Here is a 24,436-nt window from a genome sequence, read left to right on the forward strand (position 1 = left end):
GAAACCATCTTGGCCAGTGGCCCTGTGCGGCCACACCGAAAGGCCGAACATATGGAAGCAAGCGATCCGATCAAAAAATCTGCAAAAAACACTTGCAAGGGGGAGCCGTCCACATAAGGGATGAGGATGAGAGAGATTCCAGTCCTCCGAAAGGTTTCCTACGGCGCCGCGCGGATCGCAGAAGCGGAAGATGAACAATTCTTAATTATTTTCAGCCGTTTACGCCACCGAAACGGCCACATTCCGGTCCACTTTCATGACCGTTGGCACGGCGCGAGATCCCAGTCGGACGCGAACAAGGCGCAGTACCAACCAGTCGAAACGGTCCAGCTTTCTTCGCTGCGGGTGACATCACCCGTAAACGACCCGTGCTGGCCTGCAGGCTGCGCCTCAGAGAAGCAAAACGGCCGTGGCAGATCTACGGACCGATCGTCACCGGGGGCAGCCGCAAAACCAAAGGAGCATGACAATGAACAGCATTGCGAAAATCTCCGTCATCGCCACCCTCTCCGCCCTTACCTTCGCCGGCATCTCCCAGGCGGCGAGCGTCGAAATGAACTGGCCGGACCGGATCGACCAGACCGTGCGCACCTTCAAGGGCGACAATTTCCGCGTCGTCGATGTCGACACGTTGAGCCGTCTGAATCAGACCCGTATGCGGGTCGACGAGGCGACACCGGGGCAGCGCGCCGCATTGCGAGCCGCCGTCGAAGCCAACAGACCGCTGCTCGCTTCGCTCAGGGCACGCAATGTCGAAATCGACAACGTCGCCGCGGCGACGCAGGCGGCCGATGGCGGACTGACGATCTATCTGCGCTGATGTTTTCGGCCGGCTGCCCGACAAACTCGTCCGCCCCCATTTCGGGGGCGGACTTTTTTGACGGGCGATTTCTTTCGGCCGGACGTTATTCGTCCTTGGGAGCCGGGAATTCGGCCAATCGCGCCGCGTAGCGCGCCATCGTGTCCACCTCGAAATTGACGAGATCGCCGGACTTGCGTTCGCCCCAGGTCGTCACTTCGAGCGAATGACGGATCAGCAATACGTCGAACTCGACGCCATCCACCTTGTTCACGGTGAGCGACGTTCCGTCGAGCGCCACCGAGCCCTTGGGGGCGACGAATTTCGCGAGATGTTCGGGTGCCCTGAGGCGGAAGCGCACCGCTTCCCCCTCCGCTTCGACCGCGAGGATCTCCGCCTTGCCGTCGACATGGCCGGACACGATGTGGCCACCCAGTTCGTCGCCGATCTTCAGCGAGCGCTCGAGATTGATGCGCGTCCCCTCCCGCCAGTCGGCGATCGTCGTCAGCCTCAGCGCTTCCTCCCATGCCTCGACCTCGAACCAGCGCTCGTTGCTGCCCGCTTCCGGCAGCGACGTGACGGTCAGGCAGATGCCGGCATGGGCGATGGAGGCGCCCAGATCGATGGTCTGAGGGTCGTAATTGGTGGCGACACGAAGCTTGATGCCTTCCTTGAGGGGTGAAGCTTTCTCGACCGTGCCGATATCGGTGATGATGCCTGTGAACATTCAGCTTTCTCTCTCATAATCCTCGAACAGATCGTCGCCGTAGCGCGCCGTGCGGCGAAGTGTGAAGCCCTCCGGCACCGACGTCCTCTGAAATGGGGACGGAATGCCGCCTTCGCCAATCGCCGGCGGGCAGGTGAAGAGCAGGATTCGGTCCACCAGATCCGCATCGAGAAACGAACGCGCCGCCCGGGCCCCACCCTCCACGAGCAGGGAGGAGATGCCCCGGGACGCAAGTGCGGCCAGGAGGTCGGGGATGGTATCGGCGTTCAGCAGCTCGGCTCCTGCCGCTTCGAGGCCAGCTCGCCTGGCGTCGTAATCGACCTCTCTCTCCGCGAGCGCAGAGAGAGGCATCTGCGCGCCGCCTGGCTGCCCCTCATCCGCCCTTCGGGCACCTTCTCCCCGTATGCGGGGAGAAGGGAATCCTGCATCACCCGCAACGACAATCAGCGGAACGTCGCGCGCCGTGCGGACCAATTTCGAGTCGAGCGGCAGATCGAGCCGGCGGTCGAGCACGATCCGGATCGGAGAGCGCTCCTCCAGTCCCGGGATCCGCACCGTGAGTTGCGGATCGTCGGCAACGGCCGTACCGATACCCACAAGAATCGCGTCCGTCTCGGCTCGCAAAATCTGCACCTGGGCGCGAGCGACGGCACCGGAAATCCTCACCTGCCCCTCGCCTCTCCGGCCGATCATGCCATCGGCGGAAACCGCAAGTTTCAGAGTCACATGCGGACGTTTCTTCCGCTGACGCATGAGGTAGGCCTCGAGCACGCGCCCGCCCTCTTCATGGAGCGTGCCGATGTCGACGGCGATCCCCGCATCGCGCAGCATCACCACCCCGCGGCCGGCAACGCGTTCGTCGGGATCGAGGATGGAAACGACGACACGGGCGATCCCCGAAGCGATCAGCGCATCCGCGCAGGGCGGGGTCTTGCCATGATGCGAACAGGGTTCGAGAGTGACATAGGCGGTCGCTCCCCTCGCCTGTTCGCCGGCCTCCGCAAGCGCCTGTGTTTCCGCATGCGGCCGCCCGCCCGAAGCGGTCACGGCTCGGCCGACGATCGTCCCTTCGTTGACAATGATGCAGCCGACCGAGGGATTGGTGGAAGTCAGGCCGAGATTGCGTCTTGCTAGCCGCAGCGCCGCCGCCATGAAACGTTCGTCTTCACGTGTCGGCTCGCCCATACCCCGTGGTCTCCGGCCTATTCGCCCGGATCGCGGGCAATCTTGGCGCTTATCTCGGCAATCACCTTTTCGAAATCTTCCGCATGGGAGAAATCGCGATAGACAGACGCGTAGCGCACGAAGGCAACGTCGTCGAGGCTCTTCAACGCCTCGAGCACCTGAAGGCCGATTTCCTCCGAGGGAATTTCGGTTTCGCCCGAGCTTTCGAGCCGGCGGACGATGCCCGACACCGCCCGTTCGATCCGGTCGCGATCCACCGGGCGCTTGCGAAGCGCGATCTCGAAGGAGCGCAGCAGCTTATCCCGGTCGAAAGGAACCTTCCGGCCGGTCTTCTTGATGATCATCAGCTCACGCAGCTGCACCCGCTCGAAGGTCGTGAAGCGGCCGCCGCAATCCGGGCAGATGCGGCGGCGGCGAATGGCGTTCCCGTCCTCTGCCGGACGGGAATCCTTCACCTGACTGTCTTCGGAACCGCAATAGGGGCAGCGCATGCAGCCGTCCGATCACATATAGCCGTACATCGGGAAGCGGTCGGTGAGCTTGATCACCTTCTCGCGCACGCCAGCCTCGACTGCGGCATTGCCCTCGTCGGAATTGGCGACCTTGAGACCGTCGAGCACCTCGACGATCAGTTCGCCGATCTCCTTGAACTCCGCCTCCTTGAAGCCGCGCGTCGTACCGGCCGGTGCACCGAGGCGCACGCCGGAGGTGACGAAGGGCTTTTCGGGGTCGAAGGGAATGCCGTTCTTGTTGCAGGTGACGTAGGCACGGCCGAGAGCAGCTTCGGCACGCTTGCCGGTCGCGTTCTTCTTGCGCAGGTCGACCAGCATTAGGTGGTTGTCGGTACCGCCCGAGACAATGTCAAGGCCGTTGGCCTTCAAGGTTTCGGCAAGGGTGCGGGCGTTCTTGACGACCTGGGCCGCATAATCCTTGAAGGAGGGCTGCAGCGCCTCGCCAAGCGCGACTGCCTTGGCGGCAATCACGTGCATCAGCGGACCACCCTGGAGACCGGGGAAGACCGCGGAATTGATCTTCTTGGCGATTTCCTCGTCATTGGTAAGGATCATGCCGCCGCGGGGTCCGCGCAGGGACTTGTGCGTGGTGGTCGTCGCAACATGGCAGTGCGGGAAAGGCGACGGATGCTGGCCACCGGCCACGAGGCCGGCAATGTGCGCCATGTCGACCATCAGCCACGCGCCCACCTCGTCGGCGATCTCGCGGAAGCGCTTCCAGTCCCATATGCGGGAATAGGCCGTTCCGCCGGCGATGATCAGCTTCGGCTTTTGCTCGCGCGCCTTCTTGGCCACCTCGTCCATGTCGAGAAGGTGATCGTCTTGACGCACGCCGTAGGAAACGACGTTGAACCATTTGCCCGACATGTTCACCGGGGACCCATGCGTCAGGTGGCCGCCGGAATTGAGGTCGAGGCCCATGAAGGTGTCGCCCGGCTGCAGCAGCGCCAGGAAGACCGCCTGGTTCATCTGCGAGCCCGAATTCGGCTGAACGTTGGCGAAGTTGACGCCGAAGAGCTTCTTGGCACGCTCGATCGCGAGTTCCTCGGCGATATCGACATACTGGCAGCCGCCGTAATAGCGCTTGCCCGGGTAACCCTCGGCATATTTGTTGGTCATTATCGAGCCCTGCGCCTCGAGCACGGCCCGTGAAACGATGTTCTCGGAGGCGATCAGCTCGATCTCATGGCGCTGGCGACCCAGCTCCTTCTCGATCGCACCGAAGATCTCCGGATCGCTGTCGGCGAGAGAGCGGGTGAAGAAAGCGTCGTTGGTCTGTGAAAGCATCGGCTCGAGGCTCCTCTGAAGGGTGGCTGTTCTTTAGCTTCCTCGCACGCGGAGAGCAATATCCGCTATGCGGATTGCGTCATTTCCGCCATCCGCCGCGCCGGGTTCGCACAGCCGTCTCCAATTGAAAAAGCCGCGCGTTCGTGGAACGCGCGGCCTGTGATGAGGAATGCGGCTTCTCTGCTTATTGCGGCAGGGCGTCTGCGTCGATGGGACCGGCAGATTGCTCGATCCCCGTCGTCGTTTGCAGCGCGAGTTCGGCCGCACCGTCGCGCTGGTAGATATCGTCGCGGAACTGGACGACACGGTCTTTTGCCGACCAGGCGGTTATATAGGTGAAGTAGACCGGGACCTCTTCGGCAAGCTTGATCGGCGTGTTGACGCCGGACTTGATCGTCGCCTCGATCTGCTGACGCGCCCAGCCGGGCGTTTCCTTGAGCAGCCAGGTGGAGAGGTCGCGCACGTTCTGGACGCGCACGCAGCCGGACGATTCGAAGCGCATCAGCTTGTTGAACAGGCCCTGCTGTGGCGTGTCGTGCATGTAGACGGCGTGCTCGTTGTGGAAGTTGATCTTCGTCGAGGACATCGCGTTGATCTTGCCGGGGTCCTGGCGGAACATCAGGTTCGGCGCCTTCTCGGCCTGCCAGTCGATGGTTTCCGGCGACACTTCGTTGCCGTTGCCGTCGAGAAGGCGGATCGCGTTGCGCTCGAGATAGGTCGGATCCTTGCGCATCAGCGGCATGATATCCTTCTGGATGATCGAGCGCGGCGCCGTCCAGTAGGGGTTGAGGATGACCTCATAGATCTTTGAATTGAGGATCGGCGACTGGCGGTCGATCTTGCCGACGATGGCCGTATGGCGCAACGCGACTCGGCCGTTCTCCACTGCTTCGATATAGGCAGCAGGGATGTTGACCATGACGTAGCGCCGTCCGAGGTCGCCGGACATCGACTGGAGCCGTACGAGGTTTGTTTCGAGCTGGGCGAGCCGGGTCGAGGCGTCGACGTTCATGGCCTTCAGGGAATATTCGCCGATCACGCCGTCGGCCGGAAGGCCGTGGCGCGCCTGGAAGCGCTTGACCGCGCCGTCGACGTAGGAGTCGAAGGAAGAGGAAATGCCGGCAGACTGCGGCAGATCGCCGGAGATCATCAGGCGCTGACGCAACTGCTGGACGGAAGGATCGGTAACGCCGATTTCGAGCCTTTGGGTGCTCGCAGGCGTGACCATCGGCCAGCCTCCGGCGGATGCGATCTGCTGATAATCGAAGATCGCCTGCTGCAAATGTGCGATCGTTTCAGGGCCGAAGACCGGCGTGTTGGAGAGGACCGCAGTAGCCGTGCGCGAAGCCTTCGCATCGAACTGGTCGTCCCAGGAGCCGCGGCGCGGCGAATTGATGATTTCGTTCAGCGCATCCTGGGCGCCGGCGGCGCCTGCCCATGCGGCGGCACCGAAGGTTGCGGCCGAGCGCAGAAATGCGCGGCGCGAGAAAGCATCAATTCCGTTCTTTTTCGACATAGTCCCACCGTCTCAATGCGCCAGAAGCGCGCTGCCCGAGCCCTAAAGCGCATTACGCGATGCGCTTTACGTCTTTGCATTCATGCAAGTCGCGTCCCAAAACCGATCTGCGCTTCTGGGCGACATGCATTAGCACGGCTATGGTTAACAAAGGTAAACCCGCGTGCCACCCGGCCCTCAAATCGCTTCACGTTCCCGCGAACAAGAGCCGCCCCGGCAGGCGAGCCGCGCAACCGACTTCCGTCACATGGACGCAATTGCGCATCTGCCGCACCCAAGCGTCGCTGTCACAGCAATATGGCCAATTCGTGTCTCCGCGCCGTCGGCGGGGCGTGGCGCTGCAACTCCATGGCGTGAAATGCAGCAAAGGTCGGACACGCAGGGATTGCGCCCGACCCTTGAGACTGGAGGGGTATGCCCGATTAAAGGCGATAGAGGATTTGATCGTTCCAGAAGCGGTCGAGACGCTGCAGGAGCTTATTCATCTGGGTGAACTCGTCGCTGCCGATCCCGCCGACCTTCTGGATCGAACCGATGTGGCGCTCATAAAGCTTGGCGACGGTTTCGGCGATCTCCTGCCCGTCTTCCGTGAGGCTGATGCGAACCGAACGGCGGTCGACACGCGAGCGTTGGTGGTTGATCAGGCCGAGATCGACGAGTTTCTTGACGTTGTAGGAAACGTTCGAGCCCAGATAGTAACCGCGGGAGCGAAGTTCGCCGGCGGTCAGTTCGGAGTTGCCGATGTTGAACAGCAGCAGAGCCTGGACGGCATTGACGTCGCTGCGGCCCTGCCGGTCGAACTCGTCCTTGATGACGTCGAGCAGGCGGCGATGCAGGCGCTCGACGAGGTGGAGGGATTCCATGTAGAGACCACGGATGGTTTCTTCCTGCGGGTCTCTGGGCGCAACAACCTGCGGCTTCATCTTGGTGTTCATTTTCGTGCCTCACTGTTTCGTTTGGCGGTGTCTCTTTGTCTTCCCGCCTTGAGTGAGACCCTATCGAATACGTATAAAATTCTACTTAAACCGCAGCCTTAACATGAACTTACCGCCGACCGAGCCTGTCTCAGGGTGAATCAACCCTTACCTTCCGTACCTGGCGCAGCCGCTGATAGAGCAGCGCGGCGCGGAAAAGCACGAAAGTGACGGCGACGGATCCGTGGAGCACGATCAGCAACGGACGGTGGCCGAGGATGCCGGGATAGAACTTGTCCATGACGATCTCCGTCGCGGCGGCAACCACCCAGACGACCGGCCCCCAGGAGACCAGAAGCCAGAGCCCAATGGCGGCGACCGGGTAGACGACTGCAAGTGCCGTGGCGGCCGCGCGCCACTCCGGCGACAGAAGATCGAAACGGCCCGCGCCGCTATGGGAAAAGCCGATCAGCATGGCCCAATAGCTCAATGCGAACCAGAAGCAGGACGCACCGACCAGGCGCAGGAACCAGGCGAAGAGCACCTCGGTGAGCGACGGTTTCGGCACGTGAACAGAATCATGAAGCATGGCCGGCAAGATAGGCCGGGCGTCTGCGAACCACCAGCGCGAAGGACGGGAATGCGCCGCGATGTACTCGACGGGCGGAAGAAATGCCGCAGGCCAATGGCTGGCGATGCGGGTTTTCAACCCCTGAAGGCGCGTGATAAACCGCCTTCACGCACGATCAGGAAAGAGGGACGCGGCGCGATGAACGACAGGACAAATCTTGTGGACAGGATCACCGGACACCGCCGCATGCGCCGCAACCGCAAGGCGGATTGGACACGCCGGCTGGTCCGGGAGAACCGACTGACGGTGGACGACCTGATCTGGCCGATCTTCGTCGTGCCCGGCAGCGGCATCGCCGAGCCGATCGCTGCGATGCCGGGCGTCAACCGCATGAGCGTCGACAAGGCAGTCGAAGCGGCGAAGGAGGCGGCCGGCCTCGGCATCCCGGCTATCGCCACCTTCCCCAATATCGACATGGCGCTTCGCGACGAGACCGGTTCCGACAGCCTCAATGCCGACAATCTGATCAATCAGGCGACGCGGGCGATCAAAAAGGCCGTACCCGACATCGGGATCATCACCGATGTCGCGCTCGACCCGTTCACCAGCCACGGGCACGACGGCATCCTGCGGGGCGGCGAGATCGTCAACGACGAGACGGTGGAGGCGATCGCCAGGGCGGCGGTCATTCAGGCCGACGCCGGCTCCGACATCATCGCGCCGTCCGACATGATGGACGGGCGGATCGGCGCGATCCGCGAGGCGCTCGACGCCGCCGGCCACCAGAATGTCGGGATCATGTCCTATGCGACGAAATTCGCCTCCGCCTTCTATGGCCCTTATCGAGAGGCGATCGGCACGGGCGGTCTGCTCAAGGGCGACAAGAAGACCTATTACATCGATCCGTCGAACGGCACGGAGGCGATCCGCGATGCGGCACTCGATGTGGAGGAAGGCGCGGACATGCTGATGGTGAAGCCCGGCCTGCCCTATCTCGATATCTGTTGGCGGATGAAGGAAGCCTTCGGCCTGCCCGTCTTCGCCTATCAGGTTTCCGGCGAATACGCGCAGATCAAGGCAGCCGCCGCCAATGGCTGGATCGACGGGGAGCGGGTGATGCTTGAGACGCTGCTCGCCTTCAAGCGTGCCGGTTGCGACGGTATCCTCAGCTACTTTGCCGTCGACGTAGCTCGCATTCTTGCGAAACGCTGACGCCGGCAGCAGACCGCCCAGTGCATTGTTTTACCGCATTCGCTCCCCATATCTTGGGTGGATAGCAATTTTGGGGCACGCGCATGAGCATGCATAATGAAGAACTGAGGCTTCCGAGCGAGGACTGGCGCGCCTACCAGGGCGTATTGTCACGCAGGATATTCGCCTTCATCATCGATTACCTGATCGTCGCGCTGCTGTGGATACCGGCGGCCGTCGTGGTCTTCTTCCTCGGCATACTGACGCTCGGCCTCGGTTTTCTCCTCTACCCGGTCCTCTTCGCTTTGGTGGCGATGCTCTATTTCGGACTGACCGTCGGCGGCCGCGAGCAGGCATCACCCGGTATGAGGATCATGGGCGTGGCGATCGCCCGGACGGATGGTCGACCAATGGATTTCCTGACGGCAATCGTCCATCTGGCGATATTCTGGATCGCCAATGCGCTGTTGACGCCGCTCATCCTGCTGATCGGCCTCTTCACCGACCGTGGCCGGCTGTTGCACGACCTGCTGATCGGCACCGTGGCCGTTCGGCGCGACATGTACTGACGGGACTGTTACGCCGAACGAGTGTGTTGACGTTTTCCATTCTTCGGCCATGCTATTACGATGAGCAACCGCACGAAGAGTGATCCGCCCGCTCGATGAACACGCAGACCGCACCGTCTCCTCAATTCTACCTGACCGCACCGGCAGCCTGTCCCTATCTGCCGAACCAGATGGAACGGAAGGTATTCACGCATATGGTGGGAGAGCGGGCGCCGGAGCTCAACGACCTGCTGACGCAGGGCGGCTTCCGCCGCTCGCAGAACATCGCTTACCGCCCCGCCTGCGAGACCTGCCGGGCGTGCATTTCCGTGCGCATACTCGCCAACGAATTCGCGCCGACGCGATCCATGCGCCGCGTGCTTGCGGCCAATGGCGACATCGTCTCCGCGGAATATCCGGCCGAGCCATCGAGCGAGCAGTACAATCTCTTCCGGCGCTATCTCGACTGTCGCCATCAGAAAGGCGGCATGTCCGACATGTCGGTGCTCGACTATGCGATGATGGTCGAGGATACCCATGTGCACACGAAGATCATCGAGTACCGGTTGCGGGTCGAAGGCGACGGCATCAACGACAAGGCGCGAGGCCCCCTGATCGCCACGGCGCTCACAGACCGGATGAGCGACGGTCTCTCCATGGTCTATTCCTTCTTCGATCCGGCTCTCTCCGAGCGTTCCCTCGGCACCTATATGATTCTGGATCATATCCGCCGGGCGAAGGAACGCGGTCTGCCGCATGTCTATCTCGGCTATTGGGTCAAGGGATCGCGTAAAATGGGGTATAAGACAAAGTTTTTGCCGCAAGAGCACCTTATGGCCCGCGGCTGGGAGCGCTATTCTGGCGAGCACGATTCCACCAAACCCGCCACGGATTGAAAATTGACCCCATCCACTGACGCCGCCCGGCACCGGCGCGGCCTTGCCATCACCGGCCTCGGCGGCCTTGCGCTCTCCTTCGACATTCCGCTGATCCGGTCGGCAGATGGCGAGGTCTGGTCGATCCTTGCCGTGCGCAGCCTCTCGACCTTCCTCGCCGCGCTCGCCACATGGGTGGTGATCAACCGCCTGCTCGGCCGCCGTGTCGCCCTGATCCCGGGAAAGGCCGGCCTGATCGCCGGTCTCTTCTACGGCATCAACTCCTTCACTTTCCTGCTCGCCGTATTCAATACATCGACCGCGAACGTTGTTTTCATACTGGCGTTCACTTCGATGTTCGCGGCGATCCTATCGTGGATATTCCTCGGGGAGCGCCCCTCCAACGCCACCTTCCTGACGATGGCGGTCATGCTCGTCGGCGTCGGTGTGATCGTCAGCGACGGACTCGAAAGCGGGCATCTCTTCGGTGATGCGATGGCGGCATCCTCGGCCTTCCTGCTCGCAAGCGCAATCACCATCAGCCGCGCCAGCGGCCGCGACATGTCGCTCGTGCCGCTGACGACGGCGATCTTCCCGGCGATCGCCGGCTTCATGCTTTTGCCGTCCGGCGGCCTCACGATCGCCGAACCCGCCTACATCCTCTTCAACGGACTGGTGATGATCCCGCTTGCCTTCTTCTGTCTGGCGACGGGGCCGCGCTACCTTTCCGCGCCGGAAGTCGGCATGTTCTACCTGCTGGAGACCATTCTGGCGCCGATCTGGGTATGGGTCGTCTTTGCGGAGACGCCGACGAACCGAACGCTCCTCGGCGGCACGATCCTCATTCTCGCTTTGCTCGGCCATTCGTTTTGGCAGATGCGGATCAAGGCGGCCAGGGCGCGCATCGCCTGCGTGGAAATTGCGGGATAGGATAGCGCCTCATCCGCCTGCCGGAGAAGGGGCGCTTCGCACCGAGCATGCGAAGCGACGACTTTACGTCGCCGTTCGGGCTCCTATCGCTGTTCGGGCGACCCTTCATCCCTGGAGGATTCCTGCATCTGCGACTGCATCGCCCAGAGCTCGCGATTGGTGTCGATCCACTCCGCGGCAATCTCGAGCGGCGCAGGATCGGCCTTGACGAGTTCTTTCCCGCCATTCCACCGCCGGGCAACCAACCCGGCTGTCTCCAGAACGGCAAGATGCCCCGAAAGGACGTCCTCCCCGATGCCGATGGCCGCAGCGATACTCGCCGCAGGCGTCTCGCCGGCAAACAGGACTTCGAATATGCGGCGGCGCATCGGATCGGCCAGCGCCAGCAATGTATCGTCAAGAGCCGAGGTCATCGCGTTCATCTCGCCGCCGCATGGTTGCTCGAATCGGAGCCGATCTAGGGGACATGCAGGAGATCAAGGAATTGCAGCGACATTCGGGATAGCGAGGACACCGGCCCGGGGCTATCCACCAACATTGATCCACGAACGCTCCGCCCTTGCAAGCCCGGTGTTACCGATCTAGCCGCTGAATTTGCCGCTCCGTGGGAAGCCCTTCGGGACGACCCTCCCGGCACCGGCGCGATCACCCATCCACTCGATCAATTCGTCCCTGGTCTTGGTGAAGACACGGCCGGCGCTGTCTTCCCAGCTAAGCCCTTCGGCGATTGCGAAAGAACGGATATCGGAAACGCCGCCATCCTTGTAGCGCTGGAGACGCACGCCCTTGCCGCGTGCCATCTCGGGAACCTGGACCAGCGGGAAGACGAGCATCTTGCGGTTCTCGCCGACGACGGCGAGATGATCACCCTTGACCGGAACGACGAGCTTGGCCTCGTCGGGCATGGTGACGTTCATCACCTGCTTGCCCTTGCGCGTGTTGGCCACGATATCGCTCTCGGTGACGACGAAGCCATTGCCGGCCGTGGAAGAGACGATGAGCTTGCGTGCCGGATCGTGCACGAAGGCCGTCAGCACGTCTTGGTCGTTCTCCATATCGACCATGATGCGCAAGGGTTCTCCGTGGCCCCGCCCGCCGGGCAGCTTGTCGCCGCCAAGCGTGTAGGCCTTCCCGCCCGTCGTGAAGATGAGGATCTTGTCCGTCGTCTGCGCGGGGAACGAAACCTTCAGGCCATCGCCATCCTTGAACTGGAGCGAAGACGTATCGGCGATGTGCCCCTTCAAGGCCCGGATCCAGCCTTTCTCCGAGATGACGACGGTGATCGGCTCCTTTTCGATCATCGCCTGCTGAATGGCTTCGACATCCGCGTCAGGCGCGTCGGCGAAGGTGCTGCGGCGCTTGCCGAGTTCGGTCGCCTTGGCGAATTTCTTCTTGACCTCGCCGATCTCCCAGGCGACCGCCTGCCACTGCTTGTCACCAGAGGCGAGCAACGCCTCGATTTCCGCCTTCTCTTTCGACAGCGCGTCGAACTCGGTGCGGATCTCGAATTCTTCGAGCTTGCGCAACGAGCGCAGCCGCATGTTGAGGATCGCTTCGGCCTGGACATCGGTGAGCCCGAAGCGCTCGATCATCACGGCCTTCGGCTCATCCTCCTCGCGGATGATGCGGATGACCTCGTCGATGTTGAGATAAGCGATGAGATAGCCGCCGAGAATCTCGAGCCGGCGATCGATTGCGGCGAGCCGGTGGCGCGAGCGCCGCTGCAGGACCTCCCGGCGGTGCGCCAGCCATTCGCTGAGCACCTCGTTGAGCGCCATGACGCGCGGTACGCGGCCCATCGACAGCACATTCATGTTCAGCGGAATGCGGCTCTCGAGTTCGGTAAGTTTGAAGAGCGATTCCATCAGGATATTGGCATCGACCGAGCGGCTCTTCGGCACCAGTACGACGCGGACGTCCTCTGCCGATTCGTCTCTGATGTCCTCGAGAAGCGGCAGTTTGCGTGCGATGAGCAGTTCGGCGATCTTTTCGATCAGGCGGGACTTCTGGACCTGATAGGGAATTTCGGTGACGACGATCTGGAAGCCGCCGCGCCCAAGATCCTCTACCGCCCAGCGTGCCCGGACCCGAAAACCGCCGCGGCCGGTCCGATAGGACTCGGCCATGCTGGCGCGGCTCTCGACGATCACGCCCCCGGTCGGGAAATCCGGCCCTTCGATGCCGCCGCGCTGCGGATTGGCCGGATCGAACAGCAGATCCTCCACCGTCGCATCCGGATGCTTGATGAGATGGAGCGCCGCGTCGCAGAGCTCATGCGCATTGTGCGGCGGGATGGAGGTCGCCATGCCGACGGCGATACCGGACGCGCCGTTGGCGAGCAGATTCGGGAAGGCACCGGGAAGCACGGTCGGCTCCTGGTCCTCCTCGTTGTAGGTCGGGCGGAAATCGACCGCGTCCTGGTCGATTCCCTCCAGAAGGAGGGCTGCGACCTCGGTCATTTTCGCTTCGGTGTAACGGTAGGCGGCAGCGTTATCGCCGTCGATATTGCCGAAGTTGCCCTGGCCGTCGACGACCGGATAGCGCTGGGAGAAGTCCTGCGCGAGGCGCACCAGCGCATCGTAGACCGACTGGTCGCCATGCGGGTGGAACTTACCGATGACGTCGCCGACGATGCGGGCGCATTTCTTGAACGAGGAATTGGGCCGCAGGCCCATCTCGCTCATGGCATGAATGATCCGGCGATGGACCGGCTTCAGGCCGTCGCGAACGTCCGGCAGCGCGCGGTGCATGATGGTCGACAGCGCATAGGCCAGATAACGCTCTTCCAGCGCCGCCTTCAGGTCAACCGGCTGAATGTTGTCGTCCCCGCCAGACGGCGGCAAAAGGCTTTGTCCCATATGTCCTTGCTACCTCAACAGGCGCGGGACGGCAAGAATTCCGGGCTATGCCACTGTGGAGAACGTCACCGGCGGGTGATCCCTGGCCCGCCCCCGCACGAGTTTGCACTTGGCGGCAGAACGGCGCTTGCGTATCGTCCCGGCATGATCGACGCAATCAGAACAATTTCACAAGGAACTCCAATGATACATACGCGCAAAGTCCGCCTGATGCTGGCCAGCGCCGCCCTCCTTACCCTCGCCGGACCGGCCATGGCCCTGGACGGCGCGGACATGATGCAAAAGCTCAATGCGGCGACGTCGCCCAACGGCACTTCGGTGACCTACGACAAGGCGGAGGCCGACGGCGACGTGGTGACGGTCACCGGCATGAAGCTGCAGGTGGTGGCAAAGCCCGGCACGTCCATCGACATAGGCGAGGTGACGTTCGAAGGCGTCGAGGAAAAGGACGGCGGCTACTATGCCGAAACCGTCTCCTTCCCGGATATCGCTGTCAGTGACAAGGATTCAAGCTTCTCGGTCAAGGACATCTCTATCGGCGGCCTGTCCATTCCGGGCAACGCGGCCGGTACCACGATCGATGACATCCTGCTTTACGAAACAGCCGGCACCGGCCCTATGACCGTAAACGTCAAAGGCAAGAACGTCTTCACCGCCGAAAGCACGGAAACCAATCTGACGCGGCAGGAAAACGATGCGGGCTTCGACTTCGACGCGACGCTTGCCGGAATCAAGGCGGATCTGTCGCAAATCGAGGATGCCAAGACCAAGGAAGCGGTCGAGAAGCTTGGGCTGACGACGCTCGATGGCGGAGTCACGATGAAGGGCAGTTGGGAATTGGAAACCGGCAACCTTGCCCTCGACGAATACGCGCTGGACTTCAAGAATGTCGGCCGGCTGAATATCGCCATGGACTTGTCCGGCTATACGCTGCAATTCATGAAGTCGTTGCAGGAGGCAGCCCAAGCGGCTGAGGCCAACCCGAACAAGAAGGAAGCCGATCAGGCGATGGCACTGGCGATGCTCGGCCTGATGCAGCAGCTTACCTTCAATAGCGCCTCGATCCGCTTCGACGATGCATCGATCACGAAAAAGGCGCTCGACTACGCCGGCAGCCAGCAGGGCGTCACCGGCGAACAGCTGGCGCAATCGCTGAAGGGGCTCGTGCCGATCATGATGGCGCAGCTCAATATCCCGGAGCTGCAGAACCAGGTCTCCAGCGCCGTCAGCGCCTTTCTCGACAATCCGAAGAGCCTGACGATCAGCGCGGAGCCGGAAAAGCCCGTGCCGTTCCCGATGATCATGGGTGCTGCAATGGGGGCTCCCAACACCGTCCCGTCCGTGCTCGGGGTCAAGGTGACGGCAAACGACTGATGGCGCTTATGGCGCGGCCACATGCTGACCCCCGGCGGCCTTGTCGCCGGGGTTTTTTTCATCCGCCCGATCGATGATATGATGCATGCTTGATGCTCGCACGCGATCGCCTATCTATTTTTTGCGTGCCGACAGTTCGCATTCCCGACCGACCAAGCGGAAGGAGGACGCCATGGGACTGAAGCATTCGGATATCACCGCCATCCTCGGCCCTGTCGACGAAACGCTGATGGCTGAACTTCTCGCGACGGGCGCGACCGCGAGTGAACTTGCCGAAGCAATAGCATGGGTCAACAACGACGAGGCGCTGATCGGCGAAGGCCGCCACCTTCCGGCCGGCCGCGTTGCGGCGCTGATCGATATCCTGACGCCCGCCGACGACGAGGAGTGAATGCACTCGGCAGCGGCGGGAAGCACGGCATGCCCTGCTCCCCGCCGACACGCGGCGCTCCAGGAGGAGCGTGCCGGCGGGACGCGAAAGAAGCACGAAGACATTCGGGAATTCCGTGTGGAGGGAGGCATAAATGGCTGCCAAGGAAGTCAAATTCACCAGCGATGCCCGCGATCGGATGCTGCGCGGGGTCGACATCATGGCCAACGCGGTGCGCGTGACTCTGGGACCGAAGGGACGGAACGTCGTCATCGACAGGTCCTTCGGTGCACCGCGGATCACCAAGGACGGGGTTTCGGTCGCCAAGGAAATCGAGCTCGAGGACAAGTTCGAGAACATGGGCGCGCAGATGCTGCGCGAAGTGGCGTCGCGCACCAGCGACATCGCCGGTGACGGCACCACCACGGCCACCGTACTCGCGCAGGCTATCGTCAGGGAGGGCGCCAAGGCCGTCGCATCGGGAATGAACCCGATGGATCTGAAGCGCGGCATCGATCTTGCCGTCGAGGCGATCGTCAAGGAACTCAGGAACAATGCCCGGAAGGTCTCCAAAAATGCCGAAATCGCCCAGGTGGCGACGATTTCGGCCAATGGCGATGCCGAGATCGGCCGCTACCTGGCCGAAGCCATGGAAAAGGTCGGCAATGAGGGCGTGATCACCGTCGAGGAGGCCAAGACCGCCGAGATCGAACTCGAAGTCGTCGAGGGAATGGAATTCGATCGGGGATATCTGTCCCCCTATTTCATCACCAATCAGGAAAAGATGAGGGTGGAGCTGGAAGACGCCTATATCCTGCTTCACGAGAAGAAGCTCTCCAACCTGCAGGCGATGATCCCGATCCTCGAATCCGTCGTCCAATCCGGCAAGCCGCTCCTGATCATTGCCGAAGATGTCGAGGGAGAGGCGCTCGCCACCCTGGTCGTCAACAAGCTTCGCGGCGGCCTGAAGATCGCTGCGGTCAAGGCCCCGGGCTTCGGCGACCGTCGCAAGTCCATGCTGGAAGATATCGCGATCCTGACCGGCGGCACCGTGATTTCCGAGGAACTCGGGATCAAGCTCGAAAACGCCACGATGGATACCCTCGGCCGTGCGAAACGCATCATGGTGGAGAAGGAGACGACGACAATCGTCGACGGCGCCGGATCGAAGGAGGACATCGGCGGCCGCGTCGCACAGATCAAGGCGCAGATCGAGGACACGACTTCGGACTATGATCGGGAGAAGCTGCAGGAGCGGCTTGCCAAGCTCGCGGGCGGCGTCGCCGTCATCCGCGTCGGCGGCTCGACCGAAGTGGAGGTCAAGGAGAAGAAGGACCGGGTCGACGATGCGCTGCATGCAACGCGCGCGGCGGTCGAGGAAGGCATTTTGCCCGGCGGCGGCGTGGCGCTGTTGCGGGTCGTGAGTGCGCTCAACGGTCTTGCGACCGCCAATGACGACCAGCGCGTGGGCATCGAGATCGTCCGCCGCGCAATCGAGGCACCCGTGCGTCAGATCGCCGAGAACGCCGGCGCCGAGGGATCGATTATCGTCGGGAAGCTGCGCGAGAAACAGGATTTCGCTTTTGGCTGGAACGCACAGACCGGAGAATTCGGCGATCTCTTCCAGATGGGCGTGATCGATCCGGCGAAGGTCGTGCGCGCCGCGCTTCAGGACGCTGCCTCCATCGCCGGTCTCCTCGTGACGACGGAAGCGATGATCGCCGAGAAACCGCAGAAGGACGGGCAGCCGCAGATGCCGCCTGGCGGCGGAATGGACTTTTAAGAAGCGTCCGCGGGCGGCGCAGGCGGCGAGCGCCAGCAACGTATGCCGGAGGCGGAGCGCCCCGCGAGACGCCTTCGCCTACTTGCGAGGCCGACGAGGGGCGAAGTTCCGTTTGATATGCGCGTTCACGCCGGTTCTGTATCGATGCCCGCCTCGGCCAGATCCTTGAAGCCGCCGATGTTGTAGACGGCCGAGTATCCCATGTCCTGCAGGGTCTTGCCCGCAAGAGCGGAACGGCCGCCGGAGGCACAATGCAGAAGGATGGTCTTGTCCTTCTGAAAGACCGGATTGTGGTACTGGCTTTCCGGATCTGCCCGAAACTCCAGCATGCCCCGCGAGACGTTTACCGCCCCCTTGATCCTGCCGGTTTGCTGGACTTCTGTCGGATCACGGACGTCCACGATCAACACATCACCGGCGCGCATCTTCTCGGCCGCCTCGGCGGGAGACAATTTCGGGACTGCACCGTTTGCTTCCGCGAGCAGATCCTTGACGGTCTTGATCATTGTTCCCCCTCCAACCGATGGTTTGCACGGAAAGGAAACGCCTCGAAACATCCGCTGTCAAGGCGAGCGTCACCGAGCGTGTTCGGGGACACACTCCTCCCGCGCTTCGCAACAAGAACCGGATCAAAAAAACCCGGCGAGATCATCGCCGGGTTCGTTCGGTGTCGAAGAAGATCAATCCTTCTTCTGCGGGATCGGTCGGATCGAGAGTTCCCTGAGTTGCGCAGGCGTCGCCTGAGAAGGCGCGCCCATCAGCAGATCCTGCGCCTGCTGGTTCATGGGGAACAGCGAAATCTCGCGCAGGTTCTTGGCGCCGACGAGCAGCATGACGATGCGGTCGATGCCGAAGGCCATGCCGCCATGCGGCGGGGCACCGTACTGGAACGCACGGTAGAGACCGCCGAACCGCTCTTCGACGTCGGCCTGACTCAGCCCCACATTCTCGAAAGCCTTGACCATCAGTTCCGGCGACTGGTTACGGATCGAGCCCGAGGCGATCTCGAAGCCGTTGCAGACCATGTCGTATTGGAACGCCTTGATCGACAGGAGATCGTCGCTCGAAAGCGCGGTTAGACCGCCCTGCGGCATCGAGAAGGGGTTGTGGGCGAAGTCGACACGCTTTTCCTCCTCGTTCCATTCATAGAACGGGAAGTCCACGATCCAGCACAGCTCGTAGCGATCGCGGTCGACGAGGTTCAGTTCCTCGCCGGCCCTGGTGCGAGCCTCGCCGGCGAATTTGTAGAACTTCGCCGGCTCGCCAGCCACGAAGAAGCAGGCGTCGCCATCTTCGAGGCCGAGCTGCGTGCGGATCGCGTCGGTTCGTTCCTCGCCGATATTCTTGGCCAGCGGACCGGCGCCTTCGAGCTTCTCGCCCTCCTTGCGCCAGAAGATGTAGCCGAGACCCGGCTGACCCTGGCTCTGGGCCCAGGAGTTCATACGATCGCAGAATGCGCGGGAGCCGCCGGTCTTGGCGGGAATGGCCCAGATCTCCACCTTCGGATTGGAGGCGATCATGTTGGCGAAGACCTTGAAGCCGGATCCGGCGAAATGCTGCGTGACCTCCTGCATCTCGATGGGGTTGCGCAGATCCGGCTTGTCGGAACCGTATTTGCGGATCGCCGTGTCGTAGGGAATGCGCGGGAACTTGTCGGTCACCGGCTTGCCGCCGGCAAAGTCCGAGAAGATCGCCCGGATCATCGGCTCCATGGCGTCCCAGACGTCTTCCTGCTCGACGAAGCTCATTTCGAGGTCGAGCTGGTAGAACTCCCCGGGCAGCCGGTCGGCGCGCGGATCCTCGTCGCGGAAACAGGGCGCGATCTGAAAGTAACGGTCGAAGCCGGCGACCATCAGAAGCTGCTTGTACTGCTGCGGCGCCTGCGGCAACGCATAGAAGTTGCCAGGGTGGATGCGGCTCGGCACCAGGAAGTCACGCGCACCTTCCGGCGAAGAGGCCGTCAGGATCGGCGTCGTATATTCGGTGAAGCCGATGTCGCCCATCCGCCGGCGCATGGCGGCGATGATCTCGGTGCGCTTGACGATGTTCTTGTGCAGCGTCTCGCGGCGGAGATCCAGGAAGCGGTATTTCAGGCGCACGTCTTCCGGATAGTCCGGCTCGCCGAACACCGGCAGCGGCAGTTCCTTGGCGGCCGAGAGAACCTCGATCTCGCGGGCATAGAGTTCGACCTCGCCGGTGGGCATGTTCTTGTTGACCGTATCGTCGGTGCGCGCCTTGACGGCACCGTCGACGCGAATGACCCATTCGCCGCGCACGGTCTCGGCGGTCTTGAAGGCCGGCGAATCCGGATCGGCGACGACCTGGGTCATGCCATAATGGTCGCGCAGGTCGATGAAGAGCACACCGCCGTGATCGCGGACGCGGTGAACCCAGCCGGAAAGGCGAACGGTGGAGCCGACATCCGACTTGCGGAGGGCGGCACAGGTGTGGCTGCGGTAACGGTGCATCGTATAGTCCCGGAATTGCTTAAAGGCCGCGCAGCTCGCAGAACGGCGCAGGGCGGCAGGTCAAAGTCGGGCGGAAAAGCGCATGATGCGCCGGTTTTGTCAAGGCCGCGGCGCGCCGGCGGCAGGAGCGCCGGCCCGGTCTTGCAAGTCGCCCGGGTCCACCACGGCCGCGAGGGGTAGCGCGCAAATTTGGACACGGGTGGTCACAAATTGCTACTGTTCCCGCGCGTCAGCCACGGTTAAACAGGGGCAAGGGTCGCGTATCGCGCGAGTCGCGGCCGCAATCGGATGCCTTCTGTTCCATGTCCCAGATTCGCCCGCTCATCCCGTTGCTCGTCACCGCAGGCATTCTGATCGGCGGCAACGGGTTGCAGGGCACGTTCATCTCCTTGAGAGCGCTCGAAGAAGGCTTCTCGACCTCGCTGATCGGCGTAATCGGCGCCGGCTACAATGTCGGCTTTGCAATCGGCTGCGTCTACGTCACCCGCATTCTGAGGGCGATCGGCCATATCCGCACCTTTTCGGCGATGGCAGCCATCGCTTCCGCCGCTGCGATCGCCATGGTGCTGGTCATCGATCCGTGGTTCTGGTTCCTGATGCGGCTCGTCGCCGGCATCTGCTTCGCGAGCCTCTTCGCTACGGTCGAGAGCTGGTTGAATGCCAGCGTCACCAACGGCAACCGCGCGCGCACCCTTTCGATCTATCGCCTCGTCGATCTCGGCTCGGTGACGGCTGCACAATATGCAATTCCCGGCATCGGAATCGGCGGCTTCGAGCTTTTCGCCATCATCTCGATGGCGCTGACGCTTTCGCTCGTGCCGATCTCCTTTGCCGACCGGTCGAGCCCGGTTGCACCGGAAGCGATACGCTTCGACGTGAAGGCGCTCTGGAACATCTCGCCGCTGGCCACCATCGGCTGCATCGTCGTCGGCCTCACCAATGCCGCGTTCCGCTCGCTCGGCCCTATCTATGCGCAGGAGATCGGCCTTTCGGTGACGGCGATCGCGACCTTCATGAGCGCCGGCATCATCGGCGGCGTCGTGCTTCAATATCCGCTGGGGTATTACTCCGACCGGATCGACCGCAGGCTGATCATCCTGATCGCCACCTTCGGCTCCCTTCTCGCGGGGCTCTTCCTCGCCTTCATCGCCGGGAACGACGAGTGGTTGAACTTCGCCGGCATCTTCGCCTTCGGCGCATTCGCGATGCCGCTCTTCTCGCTCTGCTCCGCGCATGCCAACGACCATGCGGCCGAAGGCCAGCATGCGCTGGTTTCCGCCGGGATGCTCTTCTTCTGGTCGCTCGGAGCCATCATCGGGCCGCTCCTCGCATCCTTCCTGCTCGAGATCTTCGAACCGCCGGTGCTCTTCATGTATACGGCAGCAATCCTGGCGCTCTTCATGGCCTATACGATCCGGCGCATGACTGCGCGCAAACCCGTTCCAACCGAGGAAAGGTCGATGCCGTTTCGCAGCCTTCTGCGCACATCGTCCTTCTTCAACAAGCTTGCGGGCGGCCAGACGCGGAAAGAGCCTTGACCCAATAGGGCCGCAACGAGGCGCGGGCTGCCGAATTGCTGAAACTGAAAATCAGGTTTAATAACGGGCCGGATCATTTTTCGGGGGCCGATCGGCTTTGCCCCTTCTTCCGGAACAGACAAGCAAGATACAGATGCTCGATCGCCGAATGTTTCTCCAGGGTTCAGCCGCACTTGGCGGCGCCTTCGCGCTCGGCGCCGGTCTTGCCGCGCGGGCGGGCGCAGCGCCCGATCCGCAGATCCTGACGGCGCGGTTCACCGAGGCACAGATAGCGGCCGGCGGCATCACCCCCCGGGTTATGACCTATGATCCCCGGGTCACGGCGCATGATCCCCGGGGTATCGCGCATGATCCCCGAGTCATCCTGCATGAGCCCGGCAACCCGGCAACCGCCGCCATGCCGCCCGTCTTGAGGATGCGCAAGGGCGAACCCTTCGCAGCGAGACTGGTCAACCGTCTCGACGAACCGACGACCGTTCATTGGCATGGCCTGAGGATCGCCAATGCGATGGACGGAGTGCCGGAAATGACGCAGCCCTATGTCTATCCCGGCGACGGGTTCGACTATCTCTTCACACCGCCGGACGCCGGCACCTTCTGGTACCACCCGCACTGCAACACGCTGATGCAGATGGGGAGCGGCCTGACCGGCGTGATCGTCGTCGAGAACCCGGAGGACCCGACCTTCGATTCCGAGATCGTTCTCAACCTCAGGGACTGGCGGCTCGGCGCCGGCGGCGCGTTCATCGCCCCTTTCAAACCGCGGGATGCAGCGCGCGGCGGGACCTATGGAACGGTGAGAACCGCAAACTGGCAGCGCGAGCCGGTCTACGACGCTCCCGCCGGCGGGCTCGTCCGCGTGAGGATCGCCGCAACCGACGTCACGCGCATCTACACGATCGGGCTCGAAGGCGCTGAGGCCCGGGTGATCGCGCTCGACGGCAACCCGATCGAAATCCCCTTCGCGCTCGACCGGCTCGACCTCGGCCCCGGCCAGCGCGTCGACCTTGCGCTTCGCATGCCGCAAAGCGAGGGCCAACGGGCAAGACTTGGCAATTTTCGCGGCTCCAGTCCCTGGACGATCGCAGCCTTCCGGGCAGTCGGCACTTCGCTGAAGCGGGACCTCCGGGATATCGCACCCCTGCCCGCAAACCCCATTGCCGAAGCCGACATTTCCACGGCCAGGCGCATTCCGATCGAACTCACTGCAACGGCCGAGCACGAGCCGGCCGCCTCGATCTGCGGCTCGCTCGGTTATACTTTCTGGGCGATCAACAAGGTACCTTGGCCCGGTGACACGCCCGATCCGGTCGCCCCGATCGATGAACTCAAATACGGGAAAAGCTATGTGCTGGAGATCGCCAACCGCACACCGCATGCCCATCCGATCCATCTGCATGGGCTGAGCTTCCGCGTTCTCGCCTCGAACAAGCGGAGCCTGTTGCCGCCGCCGACCGACACGATCCTGCTCTTGCCGGACGAACAGGCGCAGCTCGCACTGGTCGCGGACAATCCCGGCGACTGGGTGTTCCATTGCCATATCATCGAACATCAAAAGACCGGGATGTCGGCTTATTTCCGGGTCGCCTGACAATTTCCATTGTGACAGGTGCCGTGAAACGGTACACGGGGAAACTCAAAGCCGCATTTTTGCCACAGTGATTAAAGCCCGATGATTCAAACGACAGCAGATCTTGAGGCCGCCTGCCAAGAGCTGGCCCGTTCAAGCTATATTACGATCGATACGGAGTTCCTGCGCGAAACCACGTTCTGGCCGGTGCTGTGCCTCATCCAGATGGCAAGCCCGGATATGGCAGTGATCGTCGATCCGATGGCGCCCGGAATCGACCTCGCCCCGTTCTTCGCGCTCATGAGCAACCCGGATGTCGTGAAGGTGTTCCACGCCGCCAGGCAGGACATCGAGATCATCCATCATCTCGGAAACCTCATTCCTCATCCGATCTTCGATACGCAGGTGGCCGCGATGGTTTGCGGCTTCGGTGACAGCGTTTCCTATGATCAACTTGTCAACCGCATCAAGAACGAGCAGATCGACAAGTCGTCTCGTTTCACCGATTGGAGCCGCAGACCGCTCACCGACAAGCAGCTCGACTATGCGCTGGCGGACGTGACGCATCTGAGGGATATCTACCAGTACCTCACCAAGGAACTGGATCGCGAGGGACGCTCCTCCTGGCTTGCGGAGGAAATGGCGATCCTCGAAAGCCGGGAAACCTACGACCTCCACCCCGACAATGCCTGGCAGCGGCTGAAGATGCGGGTGAAGAAGCCCATCGAGCTCGCCGTCCTGCAGAAGGTGGCGGCGTGGCGCGAACGCGAGGCGCGGGCTCGCAACGTACCGCGCGGGCGAATTATCAAGGATGATGCGATCTATGAGATCGCGCAGCAGCAGCCGAAGGATGCCGAGGCGCTCGGACGCCTCAGGACCATTCCCAAGGGCTGGGAGCGCTCGAGCGCGGGGACGGCCCTCATCGAAGCCGTCGGCGAAGCCTTGGCGATCCCGAGGGGCGAGCTGCCTCGTCTGCCGCGCCAGAACCACGCACCCGAAGGCGCTGCGGCAGCGAGCGAGCTGCTCAAGGTGCTGCTGAAACTCATCTCCGAAAAGGAGGGAGTCGCGGCCAAGATCATCGCCAACAGCGACGATCTCGACAGGATCGCAGCAGAGGGCGAAGGCGCCGACGTCGCCGCCCTCAAAGGCTGGCGGCGTGAGCTCTTCGGCATGACGGCGCTGAAACTCATCAATGGCGAGGTGGCATTGCGCTTTGTCGACAAAAAGGTCGAGGCGATGGAAATCGGCGGTTGAAAACCGCCGCTCGACGACAATTTTCCGCCCGAATCTGAGCTTAGCCGAGACGTTTCGACGGCTGATCGCCGCAAAACGGCGCCGATCAGCCGTTTCTACATGCCGAGCGGGACCGCCCGGCCCCGCATGCTTCAACTGCATGTGTCCTTTGAGGACAAAACATGTA

General features: G+C 62.4%; 22 protein-coding genes. 11 read left to right on the forward strand and 11 right to left on the reverse strand.

Features of this window, described 5'->3' with window-relative positions:
- Positions 1–469: 469 nt before the first annotated feature.
- Positions 470–820 (forward strand): hypothetical protein, encoded by a 351-nt coding sequence (locus tag ACFHWW_RS28370; RefSeq protein ID WP_018094726.1) that lies wholly within the window; start codon positions 470–472, stop codon positions 818–820.
- A gap of 85 nt (positions 821–905) precedes the next feature.
- Here ACFHWW_RS28370 and ACFHWW_RS28375 read toward each other — a convergent pair whose 3' ends face one another.
- The 7 genes from ACFHWW_RS28375 to ACFHWW_RS28405 form a co-directional block, all read right to left on the reverse strand.
- Positions 906–1,526 carry a riboflavin synthase gene (locus tag ACFHWW_RS28375; RefSeq protein ID WP_275596482.1) on the reverse strand — a complete coding sequence of 207 codons (621 nt, stop codon included), beginning with the start codon at positions 1,524–1,526 and terminating at the stop codon, positions 906–908.
- Positions 1,527–2,711: a bifunctional diaminohydroxyphosphoribosylaminopyrimidine deaminase/5-amino-6-(5-phosphoribosylamino)uracil reductase RibD gene (gene ribD / locus ACFHWW_RS28380; RefSeq protein ID WP_379942448.1), complete on the reverse strand. Its 1,185-nt coding sequence runs from the start codon at positions 2,709–2,711 to the stop codon at positions 1,527–1,529.
- Between the two features lie 17 nt (positions 2,712–2,728).
- Positions 2,729–3,202: a transcriptional regulator NrdR gene (nrdR, locus tag ACFHWW_RS28385; RefSeq protein ID WP_003529310.1), complete on the reverse strand. Its 474-nt coding sequence runs from the start codon at positions 3,200–3,202 to the stop codon at positions 2,729–2,731.
- A gap of 12 nt (positions 3,203–3,214) precedes the next feature.
- The gene (gene glyA / locus ACFHWW_RS28390; protein WP_018094723.1) at positions 3,215–4,510 is read right to left on the reverse strand and encodes a serine hydroxymethyltransferase; all 1,296 of its coding nucleotides are present in this window, start codon (positions 4,508–4,510) and stop codon (positions 3,215–3,217) included.
- A gap of 184 nt (positions 4,511–4,694) precedes the next feature.
- Positions 4,695–6,026 (reverse strand): murein L,D-transpeptidase, encoded by a 1,332-nt coding sequence (locus tag ACFHWW_RS28395; protein WP_100672155.1) that lies wholly within the window; start codon positions 6,024–6,026, stop codon positions 4,695–4,697.
- A gap of 422 nt (positions 6,027–6,448) precedes the next feature.
- Complete coding sequence (gene ldtR, locus ACFHWW_RS28400; protein WP_018094721.1) at positions 6,449–6,961, reverse strand: transcriptional regulator LdtR; 513 nt, start codon at positions 6,959–6,961, stop codon at positions 6,449–6,451.
- Positions 6,962–7,091: 130 nt separating this feature from the next.
- Positions 7,092–7,529 carry a DUF6163 family protein gene (locus tag ACFHWW_RS28405; RefSeq protein ID WP_100672273.1) on the reverse strand — a complete coding sequence of 146 codons (438 nt, stop codon included), beginning with the start codon at positions 7,527–7,529 and terminating at the stop codon, positions 7,092–7,094.
- A gap of 180 nt (positions 7,530–7,709) precedes the next feature.
- Between ACFHWW_RS28405 and hemB the strand changes: the two genes are divergently transcribed.
- The 4 genes from hemB to ACFHWW_RS28425 all read left to right on the forward strand — a co-directional run bounded on the left by hemB (position 7,710) and on the right by ACFHWW_RS28425 (position 11,055).
- Entirely contained in the window at positions 7,710–8,723 is a 1,014-nt protein-coding gene (hemB, locus tag ACFHWW_RS28410; RefSeq protein ID WP_379942452.1) for a porphobilinogen synthase, read from the forward strand.
- An 83-nt stretch (positions 8,724–8,806) separates the two neighbouring features.
- Entirely contained in the window at positions 8,807–9,271 is a 465-nt protein-coding gene (locus ACFHWW_RS28415) for an RDD family protein (RefSeq protein ID WP_003529322.1), read from the forward strand.
- A 95-nt stretch (positions 9,272–9,366) separates the two neighbouring features.
- Positions 9,367–10,146: an arginyltransferase gene (locus tag ACFHWW_RS28420; protein WP_100672152.1), complete on the forward strand. Its 780-nt coding sequence runs from the start codon at positions 9,367–9,369 to the stop codon at positions 10,144–10,146.
- A gap of 3 nt (positions 10,147–10,149) precedes the next feature.
- Positions 10,150–11,055, forward strand: coding sequence for a DMT family transporter (locus ACFHWW_RS28425; RefSeq protein ID WP_100672151.1), 906 nt, complete (start codon positions 10,150–10,152; stop codon positions 11,053–11,055).
- An 83-nt stretch (positions 11,056–11,138) separates the two neighbouring features.
- On the opposite strand, the gene ACFHWW_RS28430 is transcribed toward ACFHWW_RS28425, so the two are convergent.
- Together ACFHWW_RS28430 and parC are read right to left on the reverse strand one after the other, a co-directional pair.
- A complete protein-coding gene (locus ACFHWW_RS28430; RefSeq protein WP_100672150.1) occupies positions 11,139–11,477 on the reverse strand; it encodes a helix-turn-helix transcriptional regulator in 339 nt (112 codons plus the stop codon).
- Between the two features lie 159 nt (positions 11,478–11,636).
- The gene (gene parC, locus ACFHWW_RS28435) at positions 11,637–13,913 is read right to left on the reverse strand and encodes a DNA topoisomerase IV subunit A (RefSeq protein ID WP_100672149.1); all 2,277 of its coding nucleotides are present in this window, start codon (positions 13,911–13,913) and stop codon (positions 11,637–11,639) included.
- A gap of 183 nt (positions 13,914–14,096) precedes the next feature.
- Here parC and ACFHWW_RS28440 point away from each other — a divergent pair, with 183 nt between their 5' ends.
- From ACFHWW_RS28440 to groL, 3 genes are all read left to right on the forward strand, one after another.
- Entirely contained in the window at positions 14,097–15,287 is a 1,191-nt protein-coding gene (locus ACFHWW_RS28440) for a hypothetical protein (protein ID WP_100672148.1), read from the forward strand.
- A gap of 172 nt (positions 15,288–15,459) precedes the next feature.
- The gene (locus ACFHWW_RS28445) at positions 15,460–15,678 is read left to right on the forward strand and encodes a hypothetical protein (protein WP_100672147.1); all 219 of its coding nucleotides are present in this window, start codon (positions 15,460–15,462) and stop codon (positions 15,676–15,678) included.
- 133 nt (positions 15,679–15,811) lie between these two features.
- A complete protein-coding gene (gene groL, locus ACFHWW_RS28450; RefSeq protein WP_100672146.1) occupies positions 15,812–17,440 on the forward strand; it encodes a chaperonin GroEL in 1,629 nt (542 codons plus the stop codon).
- 125 nt (positions 17,441–17,565) lie between these two features.
- On the opposite strand, the gene ACFHWW_RS28455 is transcribed toward groL, so the two are convergent.
- Positions 17,566–17,946, reverse strand: a complete 381-nt coding sequence (locus ACFHWW_RS28455) for a rhodanese-like domain-containing protein (RefSeq protein WP_379942456.1) — start codon at positions 17,944–17,946, stop codon at positions 17,566–17,568.
- A gap of 174 nt (positions 17,947–18,120) precedes the next feature.
- On the reverse strand, positions 18,121–19,908 hold the full coding sequence (gene aspS, locus ACFHWW_RS28460) for an aspartate--tRNA ligase (RefSeq protein ID WP_379942458.1): 1,788 nt from the start codon (positions 19,906–19,908) through the stop codon (positions 18,121–18,123).
- A 302-nt stretch (positions 19,909–20,210) separates the two neighbouring features.
- On the opposite strand from aspS, the gene ACFHWW_RS28465 reads away from it, so the two are divergent.
- From ACFHWW_RS28465 to rnd, 3 genes are all read left to right on the forward strand, one after another.
- A complete protein-coding gene (locus ACFHWW_RS28465) occupies positions 20,211–21,446 on the forward strand; it encodes an MFS transporter (protein WP_379942460.1) in 1,236 nt (411 codons plus the stop codon).
- 133 nt (positions 21,447–21,579) lie between these two features.
- The gene (locus ACFHWW_RS28470) at positions 21,580–23,037 is read left to right on the forward strand and encodes a multicopper oxidase family protein (protein WP_379942462.1); all 1,458 of its coding nucleotides are present in this window, start codon (positions 21,580–21,582) and stop codon (positions 23,035–23,037) included.
- Between the two features lie 81 nt (positions 23,038–23,118).
- Positions 23,119–24,270 carry a ribonuclease D gene (rnd, locus tag ACFHWW_RS28475; protein WP_018094706.1) on the forward strand — a complete coding sequence of 384 codons (1,152 nt, stop codon included), beginning with the start codon at positions 23,119–23,121 and terminating at the stop codon, positions 24,268–24,270.
- Positions 24,271–24,436: the final 166 nt, after the last annotated feature.

Source organism: Sinorhizobium sp. P24N7 (assembly GCF_042436655.1).
Lineage (GTDB): Bacteria > Pseudomonadota > Alphaproteobacteria > Rhizobiales > Rhizobiaceae > Sinorhizobium > Sinorhizobium meliloti_A.

Excerpts from the sequence above, each read along its gene's own strand:
- glyA (WP_018094723.1), bottom strand. The coding sequence starts at position 4,510 with ATGCTTTCACAGACCAACGACGCTTTCTTCACCCGCTCTCTCGCCGAC.
- ACFHWW_RS28370 (WP_018094726.1), top strand. The coding sequence starts at position 470 with ATGAACAGCATTGCGAAAATCTCCGTCATCGCCACCCTCTCCGCCCTT.
- ACFHWW_RS28415 (WP_003529322.1), top strand. The coding sequence starts at position 8,807 with ATGAGCATGCATAATGAAGAACTGAGGCTTCCGAGCGAGGACTGGCGC.
- rnd (WP_018094706.1), top strand. The coding sequence starts at position 23,119 with ATGATTCAAACGACAGCAGATCTTGAGGCCGCCTGCCAAGAGCTGGCC.
- ldtR (WP_018094721.1), bottom strand. The coding sequence starts at position 6,961 with ATGAACACCAAGATGAAGCCGCAGGTTGTTGCGCCCAGAGACCCGCAG.
- nrdR (WP_003529310.1), bottom strand. The coding sequence starts at position 3,202 with ATGCGCTGCCCCTATTGCGGTTCCGAAGACAGTCAGGTGAAGGATTCC.
- ACFHWW_RS28470 (WP_379942462.1), top strand. The coding sequence starts at position 21,580 with ATGCTCGATCGCCGAATGTTTCTCCAGGGTTCAGCCGCACTTGGCGGC.
- ACFHWW_RS28375 (WP_275596482.1), bottom strand. The coding sequence starts at position 1,526 with ATGTTCACAGGCATCATCACCGATATCGGCACGGTCGAGAAAGCTTCA.
- ACFHWW_RS28440 (WP_100672148.1), top strand. The coding sequence starts at position 14,097 with ATGATACATACGCGCAAAGTCCGCCTGATGCTGGCCAGCGCCGCCCTC.
- aspS (WP_379942458.1), bottom strand. The coding sequence starts at position 19,908 with ATGCACCGTTACCGCAGCCACACCTGTGCCGCCCTCCGCAAGTCGGAT.
- parC (WP_100672149.1), bottom strand. The coding sequence starts at position 13,913 with ATGGGACAAAGCCTTTTGCCGCCGTCTGGCGGGGACGACAACATTCAG.
- ACFHWW_RS28445 (WP_100672147.1), top strand. The coding sequence starts at position 15,460 with ATGGGACTGAAGCATTCGGATATCACCGCCATCCTCGGCCCTGTCGAC.
- ACFHWW_RS28405 (WP_100672273.1), bottom strand. The coding sequence starts at position 7,529 with ATGCTTCATGATTCTGTTCACGTGCCGAAACCGTCGCTCACCGAGGTG.
- ACFHWW_RS28395 (WP_100672155.1), bottom strand. The coding sequence starts at position 6,026 with ATGTCGAAAAAGAACGGAATTGATGCTTTCTCGCGCCGCGCATTTCTG.
- ACFHWW_RS28420 (WP_100672152.1), top strand. The coding sequence starts at position 9,367 with ATGAACACGCAGACCGCACCGTCTCCTCAATTCTACCTGACCGCACCG.
- ACFHWW_RS28465 (WP_379942460.1), top strand. The coding sequence starts at position 20,211 with ATGTCCCAGATTCGCCCGCTCATCCCGTTGCTCGTCACCGCAGGCATT.
- ACFHWW_RS28430 (WP_100672150.1), bottom strand. The coding sequence starts at position 11,477 with ATGAACGCGATGACCTCGGCTCTTGACGATACATTGCTGGCGCTGGCC.
- ACFHWW_RS28455 (WP_379942456.1), bottom strand. The coding sequence starts at position 17,946 with ATGATCAAGACCGTCAAGGATCTGCTCGCGGAAGCAAACGGTGCAGTC.
- hemB (WP_379942452.1), top strand. The coding sequence starts at position 7,710 with ATGAACGACAGGACAAATCTTGTGGACAGGATCACCGGACACCGCCGC.
- groL (WP_100672146.1), top strand. The coding sequence starts at position 15,812 with ATGGCTGCCAAGGAAGTCAAATTCACCAGCGATGCCCGCGATCGGATG.
- ribD (WP_379942448.1), bottom strand. The coding sequence starts at position 2,711 with ATGGGCGAGCCGACACGTGAAGACGAACGTTTCATGGCGGCGGCGCTG.